The organism is Janthinobacterium sp. UMAB-60 (assembly GCF_900095235.1).
Taxonomy (GTDB): domain Bacteria; phylum Pseudomonadota; class Gammaproteobacteria; order Burkholderiales; family Burkholderiaceae_D; genus Janthinobacterium.
Map to the genome: position 1 here is coordinate 168,308 of NZ_LT607492.1, position 18,912 is coordinate 187,219.

The following is an 18,912-nucleotide window of genomic DNA, read 5'->3' on the forward strand; positions in this document are numbered from 1 at the left end:
GATCGTGCCTGAAACACCCAAGACGTGGCGATACGAAATTCCACCGGCCCCCTGCCAGGCCGGCGCCACGAGGTCCGAATTCATAGGAGAACTATCATGCAAATCATTAAAAAAATCGCCGCTACCACTTCCGTTGTCGCTCTGCTGCTGAGCCTGACCGCTTGCGCGAATATGTCGGGCCAGGATAAAAACACGGCCATCGGCGCTGGTATCGGCGCCGTTGCCGGCTCCGTGCTGACCGGCGGCAGCGCTGTCGGCGCAGTCGGCGGTGCCGCAGTCGGCGGCGTGATCGGTAACCAGGTCAAGCCGAAGTAATTGGCGCTCAAGAAAGCGGGGTGGGTGCCCAGGCGCCCACCCCGCTTTTTTGCGTCCGCGGCACACAGATGAGGAAAATCAGACGAAGACGTTGGCCATGCCGATGGCGCCGCTGTCCTTGACCAGCGCATAGCAGCGGCAGGAAACGGCTTCCAGGCCGGCCGAATCGAGGATTTCGATATTGCCGCGGCTGTAGGTAATCAGTTTTTGCTGTTGCAGCGCGCTGGCCGCCTTGGTCACGCCGACCCGCCGCACGCCCAGGGTATGGGCGAGGAATTCATGCGTCAGGTGAAATTTTTCCGACTGCAGGCGGTCGCGCGTGATCAGCAGCGAACGGGCCAGGCGCGCCTCGAGCACGTGAAAGCGGCTGCACACGGCAATCTGGATGGCTTGCGCCAGCAAGGTGTCCGTGTAGCGGTACAGCAGGCGCTGCAGGGAATCGAGCTGGGCGAACTCGGCGCAGAACTCGGCCCGCCCGATGCGGCTGGCCGTACCGGAACGTTGCACCACGGCACGCACTTGCGCCAGGTCATGGCCCAGCGCGACGGAAGCGCCCAGCACGCCTTCGCGGCCGACGGAACCCACTTCTAGGGTCATGCGGCCTTCCGCCACAGCCAGCAGCGAGATCAGGCAGTCGCCGGGGAAATAGATGTGACCGATATGCTGGCCCGGTTCGTACAGCACCTCGCCCACCTCGACCGTGACGCTATCGAACAGCGCCGTCAGGTGCCGCAAGTCGTGCTCGGGCAGGCTGGCCAGCAAGCGGTTACCGGCATCAAGCGCGCCCGCAGGCGTGCCCAGGCCGGATCGGCCTGCATCGCGGGACAGGGTCATGCTGGCGTTCGTTGGTGGCATTGCTTTTCCTTGGTGTCGTTACAACTCGACATAATTTTTACTTAGCCTACGGCGCAGTACCGTCCCTGTATGTACGGTGACGCACGGAAGCGGGGCACGCAGCACAGCACACTGGCTGCATGCACGGATAACACGCACTACCCATTTCATTATTTCAAAAAAACCAAGGAGCTCTCCATGACTACTACCACCACCAAATCCCTCCATCCGCTGGTGCTTGCCGCCGCCGTCGCCGTCCTGCTGTTTTGCGGCGTGGGCACGGCGGCCCTGATGGGCTGGCTGCCCTCGTCCCAGCGCGATGCCCAGCCACTGGCGGCCAGCACGTCGGCCAAACAGCTGGCCAGCTTGCAGGCGAACCAGCCGCAAGCGAACTTGCAGCCTGCCGGCGCGCAAGCGCTGGCCGCCCTGCCGCCGCAACAACAGCAGCAACCCGTGCGCCAGCCGCAGCCACAGCAGCAGCCACAGCAAGAATATGCGGCCGCCCCGGCGCCGCAGGTGTGCAGCAATTGTGGTGTGATCGAAGCCATCCATGAAGTCAATACGCGCGCCGAAGGCAGCGGCGTGGGCGCGGCCGGCGGCGCCGTCGTCGGCGGCTTGCTGGGCAACCAGGTGGGCGGCGGCCACGGCAAGCAGCTGGCCACCGTGCTGGGCGCCGTTGGCGGCGCCGTGGCCGGCAACCAGATCGAAGGCAGCGTGCGCGCCACGCGCAGCTACAACATCGTCGTGCGCCTCGATAACGGCAAGACGCGCACCGTGCACCAGAGCGCCGCGCCGAACTGGCGCCAGGGCGACCGTGTGCGCGTCGTCAACGGCGGCTTGCGCGCCATCGGCTAAGCGAACCGCGGCGGTATCGCTGCCGCCATGCGTGGCAAATCGAACACACGCCCGGCCCATCCGGGCGTTTTCTTTTTGGCAATGTTCGTTGGCGTACAGATGAGTACGCCGTCCCGCGAGATGATGCACTCAGGAAAGTTCAACGAATATCTTCAAGGAGCTGCGATGGAAAACGACAAGGCAGGCGGTAAGCGGATCTGGCTCGGCTTTATCGGGGCCGGCATTCTGGCCACCGCGCTGGGCTTCTGCGCGCTGGACCTGGCGCCATTGCAAGCGAGCGCCCCCGTGTTCGGCGTGATGCTGCTGTTGACGGGCGGCATGGTCAGCTGCCTGGCGGGCGCCGTCGGCATGGCCGGCATGCTGGCCTGGATACCGGGCATGGCAGATGACCACGCTGACCGGTCCCGATAGTTGATCCTTGTGTACGACAGCGTACAGAACTCAAGCGAAACAAAGTAGACACTTAGTCATGGCATCAGCGTTCAGCGACCCAATCGCCGCGCAATGACAAAAAACCGATGACGGCGCCACGCGCCAGCGCCCGCAAGGGCAAGGCAGTCGCCGTCATCCACACATTACTCTCGGAGGACATATCATGTTGTATACAATCGCCGTCGTACTCATTATTCTTTGGCTGCTGGGCCTGGTAACTTCCTATACCATTGGCGGCTTCATCCACATCCTGCTGGTAGTCGCGGTCATCATGATCCTGTTGCGCCTGATCAGCGGGCGCGGTTTATAGCCCAGGCCGTTAGCCTGGCCTGACAAGAGCGGCGCGCGTGCAAACGGGCGCCGCTCTTTTGCCGCCATTTACCGACAGTGGGCACGCACTGGCAAGCAGCTTCATTTTGCAGTAACGTGTACGGGTAGTCCTGGGTATGTCCCAATAACAAAACAAGGAGAAAATCCATGAAAGCATTCAAAAACGGCCCTGGCGCCAAATCCCTGATCGGCATGCTGGTCCTCGCGCTGGCCGCCACTGGCTGCGCGGATATGTCCTCGACGCAACGTGGCACGGCCACGGGCGCCGGCATCGGCGCGGGCCTGGGCGCCTTGATCGGCGGCACCACCGGCGGCGGCAGCGGCGGCCGCACGGCCGGCGGCGCCCTGCTCGGTGCGGCAGCTGGCGCCGTGGTCGGCAATATCTGGTCGAACCGCATGGAAAACCAGAAGCGCGCGATGGAACAAGCGACACAGGGTACGGGCGTGCAAGTGTCGCAGACGGCCGATAACCGCCTGAAAATGGAAATTCCAAGCGATATTTCCTTCGACACCAACCGCGCCGACATCAAGGGCAACTTCCGCCCCATTCTCGACCGTTTTGCCGCCACCCTGAATGAAAACCCGAACACCACGGTCAGCATCATCGGCCATACGGACAGCACGGGCAGCGCTTCCATCAACGAACCGCTGTCGGTGGAACGCGCGGCCCACACGCGCGACTACCTGGCCATGCGCGGCGTGTCGCCAACGCGCGTCGTCACGGAAGGCCGCGGCGCCCGCGAGCCGATCGCCTCGAATGCGGATGCGGCCGGACGCGCACGCAATCGCCGCGTGGAAATCTACGTAGCAGAGCTAGCCCCACGGGGGTAACACCGAACCAAACCTACTGCGCGTCGGTATAGGTGGCTTGCGATGCTCACCGTACTAGAGTACGGTTCCGCTTCTCGGCCACCTCTCCCTTCCGCTCGCTACGGTTTTGTTCGGTGTCGTGACTATTACGTCAACGACAACAGCAAAAAGCCCACTGGCAAGGTCACTTGCCAGTGGGCTTCTTTATTTAAAACAGCTTATTTCGACGTCGTTGCCTTGGCGCCGCTTTCGCCCTCTTTCGCCACCTTGGCAAAATCGCCCGCCGTCACGATCGACACGGCCGCTGGCTTCAGGTACTCGCGCAAGCCCTGGTTCACTTGCGCCAAGGTCAATGCAGCCACTTTCGCTTCCAGGTCCTTGTCGTAGGCCATGGTACGGTCTTGCGCCAGGTAATCGGCCAGACCGCGCGCCAGGCCGCTGTCCTGCGTGCGGCCCACTTCTTCCGATTGCAGCCAGCCCTTCTTCGCTTCGGCCAGTTCCGCTTCCGTGAAGCCGTCGGCCAGCACCTTGGCGATTTCCTCGCGCAGGGCCGCTTCCACCTTGACCGTGTTTTGCGGCGCGCTGATGGCGTAGGCCAACCAGAAGCCGGCCGGCTCGCGCGATGGCACGGTCACTTGCGAGCCGACGCCGTACGACAGGCCTTCCTTCTGGCGGATGCGGTCGGCCAGACGGCTGCGCAAGGCGCCGCCACCGAGCATGTGATTGGCGATCAGCAAGGCCGGATAGCTGGCGGCATCATCCTTGAGCGCAATCGGCTGGATGGCGAACAGCACGCTATTCGCCTTGTCCGGCGTTTCCAGGGTGACTTTCTCGCCGCTGACGGGCTTGACGGCGTCGGGAATGCGCACATACGGCTGCTGCGCCTTCCAGCTGCCGTACAGGCTGGCCACTTGCGCCTTCAGCGCGGCCGGATCGAAGTCGCCCACGGCGGTAAAGGTGGCGCTCGACGCACCATAGTAGGCGCCATGGAAGGCTTTCACATCGGCCACCTGGATGGCTTTCCATTGCGCCAGTTCTTCCGGCAAGGTGCCGATATGGCGCACATGGCCTGGCGGCGTGGCGTCGAGCAGGCGGCGGAAGGCGTTCACGGCCTGCGGCTGCGGTTCAGGCAATTCCTGCTCGGCGCGGCCGACCTGCTCGCGCTGCAATTCCAGGAATTCCGTTTCGTTCAGGGCCGGCTTTTGCAACACTTGCGCCAGCAGGTCCATGGCGGCCGGCAAATTCTCGCGTTTGCCCGTCAGCATGGCGGTCACGCCCTCGGCGCCTCCCGTGATCGCCACTTGCGTGCCCAGCTGGTCGAATTTGTCCTTCACTTCCTGGCGCGACAGTTTATCCGTGCCTCGCGACAACAGATTGGCCGTGTAGCTGCCCACTTGCCCCTTGCCGCGCAAGCTCTCTTCGCTGCCGATCTGCAATTTCAGCACGACGCTGACGGTGCTGCCCTTGGTTTTTTTCGGCAGCAAGGCGCCCTTCAAGCCGTTCGGCAAGGTGAAGCGCTGGGTGCGTGCTTCGATATTCTCGGGGCTCGGGTCGAACATCTCGCCCTGCGCCACCACGGCGCGGCCCGTGTAGCCGGCCAGTTGCGGCGCCACGTCGGCGTAGGCCGGCACAACGGTGCGGTCCGGCGCATCGGTGGGGATGAAACGGCCCAGGGTGCGGTTCGAGCTCTTCAGGTATTTCTCGGCCGCTGCCTGCACCTGCGCCGTCGTCAGCTTGTCGAGTTGGTCGCGCTGCAGGAAGAACAGACGCCAGTCGCCGGCCGCCAGGGACTCCGTCAGGGCGATCGTCATGCGCGCCGTGTTCGAGGTGATCAGTTCCACCTGCTTGTTCAGTTGCTGCTTGACGCGCGCCACTTCCGCCTCCGTGATCGGCTGCGATTTCAGCTCTTCCAGCACTTTCAGCATGGCCGCTTGCGCCGCATCCAGGTTGCCATCGACGGGCACCAGCGCGCCGAACAGGTTGTAGCCCGGCTCCAGGTTGCTCACGGAGTTGTATTCGATCTTGCTGGCCAGCTTGGTTTCCACCAGCGCCTTGTGCAGGCGGCCGGCCGGTGCGTCCGTCAGCACGTGGCCGAGCACCTCGATGGCGACGGCGTCCGGGTTTCCGGACGGCGCCACGTGGTAGCCGGCGCCGACGAATTGCGTGCCGCCGCTGCGGCGCACCGTCACGGCGCGCTCGCCATCTTGCACGGGCTCGGCCGTGTAGGTGGGTTCGATCACGCGCGTGGGTTTCGGGATCTTGCCAAACAGGTCATTGATCTGTTGCAAGACCTTGGCTTCATCGAAGCGGCCCGCCACCATCAGCACGGCGTTATCCGGCTGATAATATTTATGATAAAACGCGCGCAAACGGGGAATGTTCACCTGTTCGATGTCGGAGCGGGCGCCGATGGTCGACTTGCCATAGTTGTGCCAGTCGTAGGCGATGGCCTGGATGCGTTCGCTGGTCACGCCGATCGGGTCGCTCTCGCCCATTTCGAACTCGTTGCGCACGACCGTCATTTCGCCTTTTTTCGTGACGGGGTTCCACAGGTCGTTCTGGTCGATGGCCGCGTTGACCATGCGGTCCGCTTCCATGGCCAGCATCTGGCGCAGGTTGTCGTCGTTGGCGGGGAAGGTGGCGTAGTAATTGGTGCGGTCGTACCAGGTGGTGCCGTTGAACTGCGCGCCCGTCGAATTCAGGATCTCGACGGGGGTTTTCGTGCCCTTCCTGACGCCGAAGTTGGCGCTGGGCTTGAACAGCAGGTGTTCGAGCAAGTGGGCCATGCCCGTTTCGCCATAGTTTTCATGGCGCGAACCGACCAGGTAGACGATGTTGGTGGTCAGGGTCGGCTTGCTGGCATCGGGGAACAACAGCACGCGCAAGCCATTGCTCAGCCGGTATTCGGTGATGCCTTCGACGGACGTGACCTTGACGGCGGCGCCGCGATTCGGTGCGGCCTTGCCGGTTTTCTGGGTCGGTGCGGCTTCCACCGGGGTGGCGGCCAGGATGAACGACGGCGAGAGGATGCCGGCGGCAAGCAAGAGGGCGGTAATAGGTTTCAAGTCAGAATCCTGGTAACACTACGTTATTAGACGAGCGCAAAAGCGGGCGCAATGGAATACGAACGCAAGAATTGCCATGGACCCGCGCTGCGTCTTCGCTGCCCAGGGAAATGATTGCTCTCACAATTTACGGCATACTTATCAGTTACGCAAGTCCCTGTCATCAAGCTGTTATATGCCCGTGTTATACTCCACGGTTCCAGAACTATCTGCCTGTATATGAGACGAGCTCTCGTCCTGCTCTGCCTTTTTGTTTTCATCGCCTTGCCCCAGGCGTTCGCCAGCATGGCTTACGCCAGTCCTTCCCCATTCCAGCATGCAATCGCGGCCGGCACTACCGCCACGCCTGCCTTCGTCACCGATTGCCTTGACCCCGGCGCCCATGCGGATTTGCCCGGTGACAACTGCGACGCCGACGAATGCGACAACGACCCCATCACGCTATACCCGACCTCGCGCCAGGGGGCGCCGTTTTGCGCCATCATTTGGCAGGCGGGACCGGGAGCACTTGCCGAGGCGGACGCGCGGCAGGCCACCCGGCCGCCGCGCGTCCGCCACTGACACCGCAGCACGCAGCGCATTCAGGCCCGGGGCAATCCGCCGCCGGGCACGCTTTATATTGATTGACTTTACAAGGTTACACACATGGAATGGTTATTTGACCCGACAATCTGGGTCGGCCTGCTGACGCTGGTCGTACTGGAAATCGTACTGGGTATCGACAACCTGATCTTCATCGCCATCCTGGCGGAAAAGCTGCCGCCGCACCAGCGCGACAAGGCGCGCGTGCTGGGCCTGACCCTGGCCCTTGTCATGCGCCTGGGCCTGCTCTCGCTGATTTCCTGGCTGGTCACCCTGACCACGCCATTGTTTTCCCTAGGGACATTCTCGTTTTCCGGGCGCGACCTGATCCTGCTCGTCGGCGGCCTGTTCCTGCTGTTCAAGGCCACCACCGAGCTGCATGAGCGCCTCGAAGGCGTCACGCATGCCCAGACGGGCCCGAAAGTCTACGCCGGCTTCGGCCTGGTCGTGGCGCAGATCGTCGTGCTCGACGCTGTCTTTTCGCTCGACGCCGTCATCACGGCCGTCGGCATGGTGGACAACCTGTACGTGATGATGGCGGCCGTCGTCATTTCCATCGTCGTCATGATGCTCGCCTCGAAGGTGCTGACGCGCTTCGTCAACGCCCACCCCACCGTCGTGGTGCTGTGTCTGAGCTTCCTGCTGATGATTGGCCTCTCCCTGGTGGCCGAAGGCCTGGGCTTCCACATTCCGAAAGGCTACCTGTACGCCGCCATCGGTTTCTCCATCGTCATCGAGTTCTTCAATCAGCTGGCGCGCCGCAACTTCCTCAAGCTGCAGTCGAACGCGCCGCTGCGCGACCGCACGGCGCAAGCCGTACTGAGCCTGCTGGGCGGGCGCAAGGGCCGCGAAGCCGTCGAAGAGCATGAAGTCAAGGCAATGCCCGATGTCTCCGCCTTTGGCGTGGAAGAGCGCAACATGGTCAGCGGCGTGCTGACCCTGGCCGAACGCTCGATCCGCTCCGTGATGACGCCGCGCGGCGACGTCTCGTGGGTCAACCTGAACGACAGCAGCGAGAAGATGCTGCAACTGCTGCGCGACACACCGCACAGCATGATTCCTGTCTGCAATGATGACCTGGACAATGTGGCCGGCATCGCGCGCAGCAAGGACCTGATCGAAGACCTCGTCTCGCATGGCAAGATCGACCCGGCCAGCATGCGCGAAGCCGTCGTCGTGCCGGAAGCGGCCGGCGTGCTGAAAGCCATGGAAACCCTGAAGCGCTCGCGTGGCCAACTGGTGCTGGTGGTCGACGAGTTCGGCACCGTGCAAGGCGTGCTCACGCCGATCGACATCCTCGAAGCCATCGCCGGCGAATTCCCCGACGAGGACGAGCTGCCCGACGTGGAGGTGCTGGGCCCAGGCCACTGGCGCATCGATGGCGCCACCGACCTGCATTACCTGGAGCAAGTCTTCGAGACGGAGTCCTTGGTCAGCGAAGACGGCGACTACAACTCGCTGGCCGGCTTCCTGCTGGCGCACTTCGAAAACATGCCGGCCGTGGGCGAAGTGCTGGAGCTCGATGATCTGCGTTATGAAATCGTCGAAGCGGACGAGCGCCGCATCACCTGCGTGGACGTGCGCCGCATCGAGCCCGATCACAGTTTGTAACACAATGGCAAGCGTGTCCCGCTTGCCATGCCGTATGCTGGGGTCTGCCTTTTTTGGAGATGCCAACATGAAACGATCCCTGCTACGCCTGACCCTGCTGGCCTGCGCCGCCTTGGGCGCCCACGCCAATGTCATGGCCGCCTCGCAGGCAGCCACCATCAAGCCGGGCCTGTGGCAAGTCGACAGCAAGATGGCCTCGCCCGATGCCGCCACCGACAACGCCATGTCCATGGTGCTGCAGCAACTGGGCAACCTTCCTCCCGATCAACGCAAGCAACTGGAAAGCATGGCCGCCAGCCGCGGCATGGCCATGCCCACCGTGGGCGCCGACGGCGCCGTGCGCGTGACGGCGTGCGTGACGCCGGACATGGCCGCGCGCAAGCAGATTCCCACAGGCCAGCCCGGCGACTGCACCTCGAAGAACAGCGACATCGCGGGCGGCATGCACGTGTCATTCAGCTGCACGAAGCCGAAATCGAGCGGCGAAGGCAAGGTCATGTTCACGGGCGATCAGGCGTTCAGCATGCAGCTGGCGGTGACCACCAGCGCGCGCGGCACGCCGGAACAGGTGAATGTGACGAGCAACGGCAAGTGGCTGGGAGCGGGCTGCCCTGCGCCATCAACCGCTGCTGCTCAGAAGCCGTGACGGAAGCCCATATTAAAAGCCGCGTCGCCGCGTCCCGCATCGCTGGCATTGCCCACCGTGTAGCGGGCGCCGTTCTTGTTGTGGATCTTCGCGTAGGACGCGTAGAAATCGCTGCGTTTTGACAGCGAATACGTAAGGCCGACGGCGACCTGCGTGGCGTCGCGGTTGGCCAGGTCGCGGTCATCCTTGCGCACCCAGGACGCCAGCAGCTTGAAGCCGCCCGCGGGCACGGACACGCCCAGCAGGGTGTCGCGGCTGTCCGAGGACGACATCGACAGGGCCAGCGAGCCGTACGCATTGCTGGGGTCCCACGGCGAACTGCCATAGCCCTTGTTCACGCCCACGGCGGCAAAGGCGGTGGCCACTTTCAGGTCGACATTTGCCGCGATCAGGGTGTTACGCGACGACATGTCGATGGCGGGCAAGGTGCCGGAGGCGAGGATGAAGTTGTTCTTGCGCTGGTGCGACACACTGAGATTCACGGCACCGGCCGAATAGCCGAGGGTGGCGCCATACGCGCGGTTGTTGGCGCTGCTGTACGGCGACTCGCCAAAACTGTAGATGGCGCTGGCGGACACGCCGCGCAAGGCAGGCGACACGTATTTGACGGTATTGTCGTAGCGTTTCACGCTGTAGCCGGCCAGGTTGCTGGCGCTGCCGGCCATGCCGCCCTTGAACGGGTCGGCCACATCGGTGAGCGCCAGGTATTGCAGGTTGTACTGGCGCCCCAGGGTCAGCGCGCCCAGGCGGCTGTCGAGGCCCACGTAAGCCTGGCGGCCGAACAGACGGCCGTCTTCCGACTGGCCCGTGTCGTTCTGCACGCCCGCTTCCAGGGCAAATACGGCGGACACGTCATTGCCCAGCGCTTCACGGCCCTGCAGCCCCAGGCGCGAGCCGGACGCGACGCCGCCGGACACCTTGCTGCCGGCGCAATTGGCGGCACAGCCCCGTTCGGCAACGATGCCCGCGTCGAGCACGCCGTACACGGCAACGTTACTGGATGCGGCACTGCCCGCGCCATCGGCGGCCTGGGCCGTTGCGCCCAGCGCGAACGGCCCCATCCCTATCACAGCAAGCGCAAAATACGAGGTCTTCATGATAAATATCTCGGTGACGTGGGTGAAACTTCCCGGTATTGATCAGGACATGCGCTGTGTGTCTGATCTTAGTGTTACCTTATCCTCGCTTTTTGTCCAGCCATCCGTGCGTTGTGCAACAGAAACTTCAGCTTAGCCCCGGGAAAAGAGTCGCACACTGACAACACGCAAGAGTGACCATGATTGTGGCAATCTGCGGCAAAATGGCGTGAAAAGCAGGCCCTGCCGCAAAGCAATGTTCGGTGGCGAACGTTGCGCGATTTGACGCAGGCGGTACACTACTGGTTTTACCGACAGCGGCTCGCCCGTTTTTCTGCATGCTAGCTATCCTCGAACGCATTGACCCGAACTCCAGCAATATCGACTTGCTGGTGGAATTATTCAACTCACTGCGTCCCAAGCGCCCGCACGACAGCGCTACCGCGATCGCCAACGTGCGCACCCTGCGCCAGCTTCTCAAAGGTAACCCCGCGCAAGCGCGCGCCCTGCACGAATACGTGCTGCGCGTGCTGGCCGCGCGCCGCCACGCCAGCCTGTACACGGACATCGGCGTGCTGTCGAACAGTGGTTTTTTCACCGAATTGAAACGCCGCATCGCCTACCGCATGCTGCCCCCCGCCCTGGGCGACGAATACCTGAACGACGCGCTCGACCAGGTGCTGTACCTCAAGACCGATTATTTGTGGATCAGCAATGTGCCCGCCACGGACTGGCTGGAGCTGTTCGACGTGCTCACCAGCGACGACATCGAACTGGCCGTCGGCGATGGCAATATCATGCTGCCCGGCATACTCGACGCCATCCGCACCCTGTCCTACCGCGTCTGCGCCATGGGACTGGAACCGGAGCTGACGCGTTTCCACAATGAAATCGAAGTGTTCCAGTCGCCATTCATGGTGCAGAACACGGAAGTGAACGCCTACCTGGACGCTTACACGAATTTACTGCAAGGCAACATCGAGCACATCGAGGATGCGCGCCACCTGCTGGTGATGCTGGACCAGTGCGATGCTGTCATCGCCAAGATCCGCAAGAAGGCCCTGTACCAGGGCACCAGCATTCCCCTCACCTATCTATTGGTGGCGCTGGCGCAAAGCATCGACCGCCTGCGCAAGCTGCTGTTCCTCGTCGACACGAGCGGCGAGCTGCCCGCATCGAGCAACGTGGATATCGCCGCCATCACGGTGGACGCCACGCAAGACTTGCTGCACCCGCAACCGGTCAGCCGCCGCCGCGCGGGCGCCGTAGGGCTGGCGCTGGAACTGATCCGCGCGCATAACCACAAATACAAGGTCAGCGACCTGTTTTCCGACAATATCAACTTGCTGGCGCGCAATGTGACGGAAAACGCCAGCCGCACGGGCGAGCACTACATCGCGGAAAACCGGCGCGAGATGGGCGCCATGTTCCTCTCGTCCGCGGGCGCGGGCGTGATCATCGGCTTCATGGCGTTATTCAAGATCCTGATGTCGTATCTGCGCTCGGCGCCGCTGGTCGAAGCGTTCATGTTCAGCATGAATTACTCGATCGGCTTCATGTTCATCCACTTGTTGCACTTCACGGTGGCCACCAAGCAGCCGGCCATGACGGCCTCGCGCATCGCCGCCGGCCTGCACAGCAAGGATGGCCGGAATATCGACCTCGACAGCATGGCGGAACTGATCAACAAGGTCTTCCGCACGCAAAACATGGCCGTGCTGGGCAACCTGGCCACAGCCATCCCCACGGCGTGGCTGATCGCGCTCGGCTACAAGGCGATCACGGGCCACCACCTGGTGTCGCCGGAAAAAGCCATGCATCTGCTGCACGATATCGACCCCATCGGCAGCCCCGCCATTTTCTACGCCATGATTGCCGGCGTGTGCCTGTTCGTGGCCGGCCTGATTTCCGGCTACTACGACAATCAGGCGCTGTACACGCGCTGGGCGCAGCGCATCGCGCAATTGCGCGGCCTGGGCCGCGTCATCGGCCAGGATCGCTTGCAGCGGCTGGGACTGTACCTGGAAAACAACCTGGGCGGCCTGATGGGGAATTTCTATTTCGGTATCCTGCTGGGCTCCATCGGCACCCTGGGTTTCCTGATCGGCTTGCCCATCGATATACGCCACATTACCTTCTCGGCCGCCAACTTCGCCACGGCGCTGGTGGGACTGGACCACAACATGAGCTGGCAGCTGGCCGTCAAGTCGCTGTCGGGCATCTTCGCCATCGGCACGGCCAACCTGCTGGTCAGCTTCGGCCTGGCCCTGTGGGTAGCCCTGCGTTCGCGCCAGGTGCGCTTCAAGCACGGCATGCAATTGTTGAAGATTCTGGGCAAGCGCTTCCTGCGCTCGCCCATCGTCTTCTTCTTCGGTTCGAAAAACCCGCCACCCCTGGCACTGGCCGATGATACGGCAAACCTGTCACCCACGACCAAGGCTCAAAAATGACCACCAGGCGCATGCAATCCTGCCTCACCGCCCTACTGCTGTGCTGGACCCTGGCTGCATGCGCCTCGCTGCCCAATGTCAAGAACCTCAACACCACCTTGGCCCCCGTGGCCAGGCCGAATGTGATCACGGGCAAGGGCGCCTTGCTGAACGTCAACAGCCGCGCCGCCCTGCTCAACAAGCGCTGGGCCAAGTCCGGCATGGACTTGAAAACCCAGGCCGCGCTGGAAGAGGCGGCCACGGGCGTGCCTTTGATCAAGGGCAACAAGGTGACCCTGCTGTTTGACGGCCCGCAAACGATGGCCGCCATGTTCCAGGCCATCAGCGAGGCGAAACACAGTATCAACCTGGAAACGTACATCTTTGACCAGGACCCGCTGGGTATGAAATTTGCCGACATGCTCATCGAAAAGCAGCAATCGGGCGTGACGGTCAACGTCATCTACGACAGCGTGGGCACGATCGGCGTGCCACAGGCGTTTTTCGAGCGCATGCGCGCGGCCGGCGTGCGCCTGGTGGCCTTCAACCCCGTCAATCCGGCCAAGCTGAAGGGCGACGACTGGAAGATCAACAACCGCGACCACCGCAAGGTGCTGATCGTCGACGGCAAGACGGCGTTTACGGGCGGCGTCAATATCAGCGATACCTATGCGAAAAGCTCGCTGTTCCGCTCGAAATCGAAACCCACCGACAAGAAGGACGTGGGCTGGCGCGATACCCACGTGAAAGTGGAAGGCCCGGCCGTGGCCGCCTTCCAGTGGCTGTTCATCCGCACCTGGGCCCAGCAAGACCAGGCCGACTTGCCGGACGCCAATTACTTCCCCGTGCTGTCCGAAGTGGGCGACAAGCTGGTGCGCGTGGTAGCCAGCGAACCGGACGGCGGCTTTGAAATCTACAAGGCGTATATTTTAGCCATCCAGGAAGCCAGGAAATCGATCCACATCACGTCCGCCTATTTCGTGCCCGACCAGCAGACGGTCGATGCGCTGGTGGCCGCCGCCAAGCGGGGCGTGGACGTCACCGTGGTGCTGCCCGGCGTGTCGGACAGCGGCCTGGTGTTCCATGCGGGACACGCACTGTACGACCAGTTGCTGGCCGGCGGCATCCGCATTTTTCATTTAAAACTGGCCGTGCTGCACGCCAAGACGGCCGTCATCGACGGCGCCTGGTCGACCGTGGGCTCGACCAACATCGACATGCGCAGCTTCCTGCATAACAGCGAACTGAACGTGATCGTGCTGGGCGACAGCTTCGGCCGCGAAATGGAAAACGCCTTCCAGGAAGACTTGCGCGACTCGGAAGAGATCACCAGGGCGAAATGGGAAACGCGGCCCATCTCGGACCGCATGAAGGAATGGGCGGCGCGCTTCATGAACTACTGGCTGTAAGGGAGTAGCCGTCAAAAAGTCCAGGGCGTTGTTGCATTGCCTCGCCGTACTATTCGTACTGTCTTCGGCAACGCGCCTAGCCCTGGCCATTTTGCCGGCTACTCCTGCTACCGGTGCAGGTCGGCGTAGGTCGGCGTAGGTCGGCTTAGCGCAGCGTAAGCCGACATCAGCGTAATCCGACATCACCACAGCTATTATCAAAGCCAACAATAGCGTCGGATTACGCGCGGCTTCGCCGCGCTAATCCGACCTACAGCGGCCGCAAGCTGGCCCACACGCCCCCCTGGCGCTCGAACGCTTCCGTGCTGACTTTTTCAAAGTCGGCCTTCTCGTCACTCCAGCTGTAGCGCTCGACCCGGATGCCGCTGTCTTCGATGCGGATGACATTGAACGAGTTCGACTCGCCCCTGCCCCGCGTGGACGTGGCCGTGCCCGCCTGCACCATCAGGGCGGCGTAGCCGTCGATCTTGTAGCGCGCCGAGGTGTCGCCTGCATGGCTGGCGTGAAAATGGCCGGCCAGCAACAGGTCCACGCCACATTCGGAAAACATTTGCAGCGCCAGCGGCGCGCGCTCCACCAGGTCATCCTTGTCGAAATGCTCGGGCAAGTCGAATGGATGATGCGTGACGATGATGCGCGTCAGACCGGGCGGCAAACGGCCCAGGCGTTCACGCAGCACATCGATCTGCTCGTGGCTGATGCGGCCATCCTTGAACGTCAGGGAGCGGGCCGTGTTGATGCCCAGCACGGCGATTTCCTCGTCCACGTATTCGGGCGACAAATCGTCCGTCACATGGCGCCGGTACTTCACCAGCGGCGTCAGGAAGCGGGAAAAGACGTTATACAGGGGCACGTCATGGTTGCCCGGCACCACGACCTGCGGCCCCGGCAAGCTGTCGAGAAAAGCCCGCGCCTGCTGGAATTGAACGCTGCGGGCGCGCTGCGTCAGGTCGCCGGAAACAACGACGACGTCCGGCTCCAGGCGCTCGACCAGGGAGCGCAGGGGCGCCAGCAGGGCCGCATCGACCTTGCCAAAATGCAAATCGGATAAATGCACGAGGGTACGCATGGCCTACTCCTGGGCTGGCGCCCGCGCGGGCACGATCACGTCCAGCGCGGCGGGACGGATGCGGTAGCGCAGCGGCGTATTCATGATGGTCACTTCGCCATCGGTGGCCACGCGCAGGCGGCGGTGTTTCGTGGCAATTTCCAAGTCATTGGCCGTCAGCATATCGAAATCCTTGGCTTGCGACAGTTTGCCGAACAGCGCGTGCAAGGCCAGTTTCAGCAAGCCCAGGCGGCCCGGACGCTGCGCCACGTACAGGCTCAACCGGCCGCCATCGAGCCGTTCGCGCTCGCCGATATTCAAGCCTTCCATCAGATACTCATTATTGCCGATGAAGACGAAAGGCGTGCGGCGCGCATGCACGGCGTCGTTGAGTTTCAATTGCACGCTGAGAAACGGATAGCGGCGCAAAGCCGCCACCAGCGCCCAGCTGAAGGCCAGCCACTTGCCTCGTCCCAACCGGCGCTGCTGCTTTTCGCGATCGCGCACAATATCGGGATACAGACCCAGGCTGGAATTATTCAGGAAGATGCGGCCATTCACCTCGCCCACGTCGACCTGGTGCGGCACGCCGTGCGCCACATTGGCGATGGCCGCATCAAGCGCCAAAGGAATATTCAAATCCTTGGCGAAATGGTTCAGGGTGCCCAGCGGCAAAACGCCAAACGGCGTGCCGCTGCCGACAACGACGGAGGCGACGGCATTGATGGTGCCGTCGCCGCCACCGGCCACGACGATGGGCGCGCCATCGCGCAAGGCTTGCTCGGCGGTGGCGATCATGTCGGCGCCGCTTTGCGCCAGGGTGATGGCGGCGTCGAGGCCTACGGCCAGGAACTGTGCTTCGAGCTGCTGCGCCCAATCGGGCGCATAGCCACAGCCGGCGCCCCCGTTGATGATGACTGCAATTTTACTCAGGATCATTCCCCTTATGTGGTTTGCCGGATATGCCGGCGGCGGCGCAGGGTCGACACGCCGGCGATGCAGATGGCCAGCCAGCCATAGCTTTCCGCCATGGCTGCCAGCACATCGCTCAGGTAATGCGCGCCCAGGTAGATGCGGCTGAAACCCACGAGCGCCGCCATCAGGAAGGCGCCCAGCGCGATGGCGATGCGCTTGCCCCAGGCGCCCGGCGCCGTCTGGCAAATCAGGTAGGCAGCCAGCAAGCCGTACAGGGCCGTCGAGGTGGCCGTATGGCCACTCGGAAAGCTGTACGTGCTCAGGGCCGTCTGCAGGATGGGTTCGTCAAAGCTGGGCCGCGCGCGGACAAAAATGTACTTTAGCAGCAGGTTCAAAAACATGACGCCCGGCATGGTAATGAGCAGGGTAAACAACCAGTAGGTGGCGCCCTTGCGGTGCAGATACCAGCCCAGCAGGGTCGCCAGGGTGATGGCGCCGATCACGCCGTGCAGGTGCGTGACGACCAGCAGGCAGCTGGTGATCCACGGCACGGCATGCTGGTTGAACCACTGCGCCACCTGCAGGTCGATCACGGTAATTTGGGCCATGCCCATCACCGCTTCGGCGATCTCGTGGAACACCACGATGGCCACCAGCATCAGCGCCACGCCCACCGTCATATGCAGGCCCAGCTCGCCTTCGGGCGACAGGCGCGCCTCGACGAAGCGCCGCAGTTTCATGGTCCAGCCCGTGGTCATGCCCATGTCATTTTTCTCTTGCAAACTCATCTCTCTTTCATGTCCCTGGTGATGATCAAAAAAACCACACCCGTAAAAAAAATACTGTTTATTCATACAGTAGCTGTGTTTTCATACAGTAGTTATGCTATTCTGATGACTCGTTCAACACATCTCCCTCAAAGGAATTGTCATGGCAACATTGAATAGCGGTTTTGGCTCACGGTTCGGCCTGGAATACGCCCCAAGCTCTTTCCTCGTCCGCATGGGCAAGCGCGAAATCCTCGTCTGCCGCGACTTCCGCAAGCGCTACTACACCGTCAATCCCCTGATCGAGTGCGGTACGGGCATCGAGCCGGGCTATGTTGAAGTGCTGCTGATGCGCCGTTGGCTTTTAATATTATCTAAAGCGCATTAAATACGCCTTAAAAATCTACTGCGCGGCGCGATTTGCGGCCTGCGATGCTCGCTGTACTAAAGTACAGCTGCGCTTCTTAGCCACAACTCGTTGCCGCTCGCTACGATTTTTCTAGGCGTATTCCGGGGCTTTCGACGACCTTGCTTGAAAGCCTCGCCCGGCCACGCCGGGAACGCGCCAGTACCGGCCAGCGGCAACGCTGGCCGACCCCTCATTACTGCGTGCGTTCCGGTGCGGCCGGGCTGGCAGGTGTATTGGTAGCAGCGTTGGCAGGCGGCAGCTTGTCGAACACATTCGCCTCGTACCACAGCGTAACGAACAGCACCATCACGACGGGGCCGATGAACAAGCCCACGAGACCGAGTGTCTCCACGCCGCCCAGAATGCCGAACAACACGGCCAGGAAGGGCAAGCGGGTGGCGTTGCCGATCATGCCGGGACGCACGAAGTGGTCGGCCACGAACAGCACCACGGTGCCCCACGCGGCCACGCCGATGGCGGCGCCCACATTGCCCTGGAAGACCAGCAAGGCGGCGGCGCACACATACGCGAGCGGCGCGCCAAACGGGATGATGGCCAGGATGCCGGTGGCAAACGCCCACAGGGCCGGCGACGGCAAGCCGGCAATCGCATAGGCGATACCGATCAGCACGCCTTCGGCCAGCCCCACCAGCACCAGGCCGTTGACGGTGGCGCGGATGGCCGTCGGGATCTTTTGCGCATAGCGGCCCCAACGTTCAGGACGCAAAAAATGGCTGCCGACGGCCGTGATCTGACGCGTCAGCGCTTCACCATCCTTGTAAAAGAAAAACAGGCATAAAAACGCCAGGCCGAAGTCGACCAGGCGGTGAAACACGTCCGCGCCTAGGATTTTCAGGATATCGCGCGCGGAATGAAAACCGCCCACGGCGCTGCCCGCAAAGAAGTGACCGAGACCGTGGGGCTGGCTCAACGTAGCTAGCCACCAGTCGCCGATGGCGCTGCCGGCCAGGGGAATATGCGCCACCCAGTCCGGCACGGGCAAGCCGTCGGTATTCGCATGGACGACAAAATTGGCCAGCACGGGCACTTCGCGCGCGGCCTGCGCCACGCCAAACAGCACGGGAATGATGAAGATGCAGGCGAACGCCAGGGTCAGCACGGCTGCAGCGATAATGGTGCGCTGGCCCAGCGCCGCGCGCACGCGCAGGTACAGGGGCCAGGTGGCCACGCACAGGATGCCGGCCCATACGAGCGGCAAAAAGAAACGCTGCATGACGAAGGCCGTCACGGCAATCAAGGCCAGGGAAAAGCCTGCGCTGACGATGTCGCGCTGGGTATCGGTCATACCACTCCATTCGTGCCCCGCACCGGGGACAGTGATGGGGCTGAGTTACGCGCCAGTTGCGCAGGCGTAGCGT

General features: G+C 62.6%; 18 protein-coding genes. 11 read left to right on the forward strand and 7 right to left on the reverse strand.

The genetic code is table 11. The features are described 5' to 3' along the window. Nucleotides 1-96 precede the first annotated feature (96 nt). The gene (locus K0F86_RS18170) at nucleotides 97-315 is read left to right on the forward strand and encodes a glycine zipper 2TM domain-containing protein (protein ID WP_219135694.1); all 219 of its coding nucleotides are present in this window, start codon (nucleotides 97-99) and stop codon (nucleotides 313-315) included. Between the two features lie 78 nt (nucleotides 316-393). Here the strand turns inward: K0F86_RS18170 and K0F86_RS18175 are convergent, their stop codons facing one another. Continuing rightward, the gene (locus K0F86_RS18175; RefSeq protein ID WP_257572218.1) at nucleotides 394-1,170 is read right to left on the reverse strand and encodes a Crp/Fnr family transcriptional regulator; all 777 of its coding nucleotides are present in this window, start codon (nucleotides 1,168-1,170) and stop codon (nucleotides 394-396) included. A 177-nt stretch (nucleotides 1,171-1,347) separates the two neighbouring features. On the opposite strand from K0F86_RS18175, the gene K0F86_RS18180 reads away from it, so the two are divergent. From K0F86_RS18180 to K0F86_RS18195, 4 genes are all read left to right on the forward strand, one after another. Continuing rightward, nucleotides 1,348-2,004, forward strand: a complete 657-nt coding sequence (locus tag K0F86_RS18180; protein ID WP_219135695.1) for a glycine zipper 2TM domain-containing protein — start codon at nucleotides 1,348-1,350, stop codon at nucleotides 2,002-2,004. Nucleotides 2,005-2,103: 99 nt separating this feature from the next. Continuing rightward, nucleotides 2,104-2,415, forward strand: a complete 312-nt coding sequence (locus K0F86_RS18185; RefSeq protein WP_219135696.1) for a hypothetical protein — start codon at nucleotides 2,104-2,106, stop codon at nucleotides 2,413-2,415. A gap of 184 nt (nucleotides 2,416-2,599) precedes the next feature. Next, a complete protein-coding gene (locus tag K0F86_RS18190) occupies nucleotides 2,600-2,746 on the forward strand; it encodes a lmo0937 family membrane protein (RefSeq protein ID WP_121670992.1) in 147 nt (48 codons plus the stop codon). Between the two features lie 167 nt (nucleotides 2,747-2,913). Next, nucleotides 2,914-3,597, forward strand: coding sequence for an OmpA family protein (locus tag K0F86_RS18195; protein ID WP_219135697.1), 684 nt, complete (start codon nucleotides 2,914-2,916; stop codon nucleotides 3,595-3,597). 197 nt (nucleotides 3,598-3,794) lie between these two features. On the opposite strand, the gene K0F86_RS18200 is transcribed toward K0F86_RS18195, so the two are convergent. Continuing rightward, entirely contained in the window at nucleotides 3,795-6,641 is a 2,847-nt protein-coding gene (locus tag K0F86_RS18200; RefSeq protein ID WP_219135698.1) for a pitrilysin family protein, read from the reverse strand. 285 nt (nucleotides 6,642-6,926) lie between these two features. Here K0F86_RS18200 and K0F86_RS18205 point away from each other — a divergent pair, with 285 nt between their 5' ends. From K0F86_RS18205 to K0F86_RS18215, 3 genes are all read left to right on the forward strand, one after another. Beyond that, entirely contained in the window at nucleotides 6,927-7,202 is a 276-nt protein-coding gene (locus tag K0F86_RS18205; RefSeq protein WP_219135699.1) for a hypothetical protein, read from the forward strand. Between the two features lie 84 nt (nucleotides 7,203-7,286). After that, nucleotides 7,287-8,834, forward strand: coding sequence for a TerC family protein (locus tag K0F86_RS18210; protein ID WP_219135700.1), 1,548 nt, complete (start codon nucleotides 7,287-7,289; stop codon nucleotides 8,832-8,834). Between the two features lie 67 nt (nucleotides 8,835-8,901). Further along, nucleotides 8,902-9,480 carry a DUF3617 domain-containing protein gene (locus tag K0F86_RS18215; protein ID WP_219135701.1) on the forward strand — a complete coding sequence of 193 codons (579 nt, stop codon included), beginning with the start codon at nucleotides 8,902-8,904 and terminating at the stop codon, nucleotides 9,478-9,480. Here the strand turns inward: K0F86_RS18215 and K0F86_RS18220 are convergent. Then, nucleotides 9,468-10,577, reverse strand: coding sequence for a porin (locus K0F86_RS18220; protein ID WP_219135702.1), 1,110 nt, complete (start codon nucleotides 10,575-10,577; stop codon nucleotides 9,468-9,470). The genes K0F86_RS18215 and K0F86_RS18220 overlap by 13 nt on opposite strands. A 317-nt stretch (nucleotides 10,578-10,894) precedes the next feature. Here K0F86_RS18220 and K0F86_RS18225 point away from each other — a divergent pair, with 317 nt between their 5' ends. After that, nucleotides 10,895-13,006 carry a site-specific recombinase gene (locus K0F86_RS18225; RefSeq protein WP_219135703.1) on the forward strand — a complete coding sequence of 704 codons (2,112 nt, stop codon included), beginning with the start codon at nucleotides 10,895-10,897 and terminating at the stop codon, nucleotides 13,004-13,006. Then, nucleotides 13,003-14,394 (forward strand): cardiolipin synthase, encoded by a 1,392-nt coding sequence (gene cls, locus K0F86_RS18230; protein ID WP_219135704.1) that lies wholly within the window; start codon nucleotides 13,003-13,005, stop codon nucleotides 14,392-14,394. The genes K0F86_RS18225 and cls overlap by 4 nt, the downstream gene beginning before the upstream one ends. Nucleotides 14,395-14,644: 250 nt before the next feature. On the opposite strand, the gene K0F86_RS18235 is transcribed toward cls, so the two are convergent. The 3 genes from K0F86_RS18235 to K0F86_RS18245 are packed head-to-tail and all read right to left on the reverse strand — an operon-like array spanning nucleotide 14,645 to nucleotide 17,145. After that, nucleotides 14,645-15,463, reverse strand: a complete 819-nt coding sequence (locus K0F86_RS18235; RefSeq protein WP_219135705.1) for a metallophosphoesterase — start codon at nucleotides 15,461-15,463, stop codon at nucleotides 14,645-14,647. Nucleotides 15,464-15,466: 3 nt separating this feature from the next. Continuing rightward, the gene (locus tag K0F86_RS18240) at nucleotides 15,467-16,381 is read right to left on the reverse strand and encodes a diacylglycerol kinase family protein (RefSeq protein WP_219135706.1); all 915 of its coding nucleotides are present in this window, start codon (nucleotides 16,379-16,381) and stop codon (nucleotides 15,467-15,469) included. 5 nt (nucleotides 16,382-16,386) lie between these two features. Further along, on the reverse strand, nucleotides 16,387-17,145 hold the full coding sequence (locus K0F86_RS18245) for a phosphatase PAP2 family protein (RefSeq protein ID WP_257572219.1): 759 nt from the start codon (nucleotides 17,143-17,145) through the stop codon (nucleotides 16,387-16,389). 142 nt (nucleotides 17,146-17,287) lie between these two features. Between K0F86_RS18245 and K0F86_RS18250 the strand changes: the two genes are divergently transcribed. Next, nucleotides 17,288-17,512 carry a hypothetical protein gene (locus tag K0F86_RS18250; RefSeq protein ID WP_010396348.1) on the forward strand — a complete coding sequence of 75 codons (225 nt, stop codon included), beginning with the start codon at nucleotides 17,288-17,290 and terminating at the stop codon, nucleotides 17,510-17,512. Between the two features lie 214 nt (nucleotides 17,513-17,726). On the opposite strand, the gene K0F86_RS18255 is transcribed toward K0F86_RS18250, so the two are convergent. Beyond that, nucleotides 17,727-18,839, reverse strand: a complete 1,113-nt coding sequence (locus K0F86_RS18255; protein WP_219135707.1) for an AI-2E family transporter — start codon at nucleotides 18,837-18,839, stop codon at nucleotides 17,727-17,729. Nucleotides 18,840-18,912: the final 73 nt, after the last annotated feature.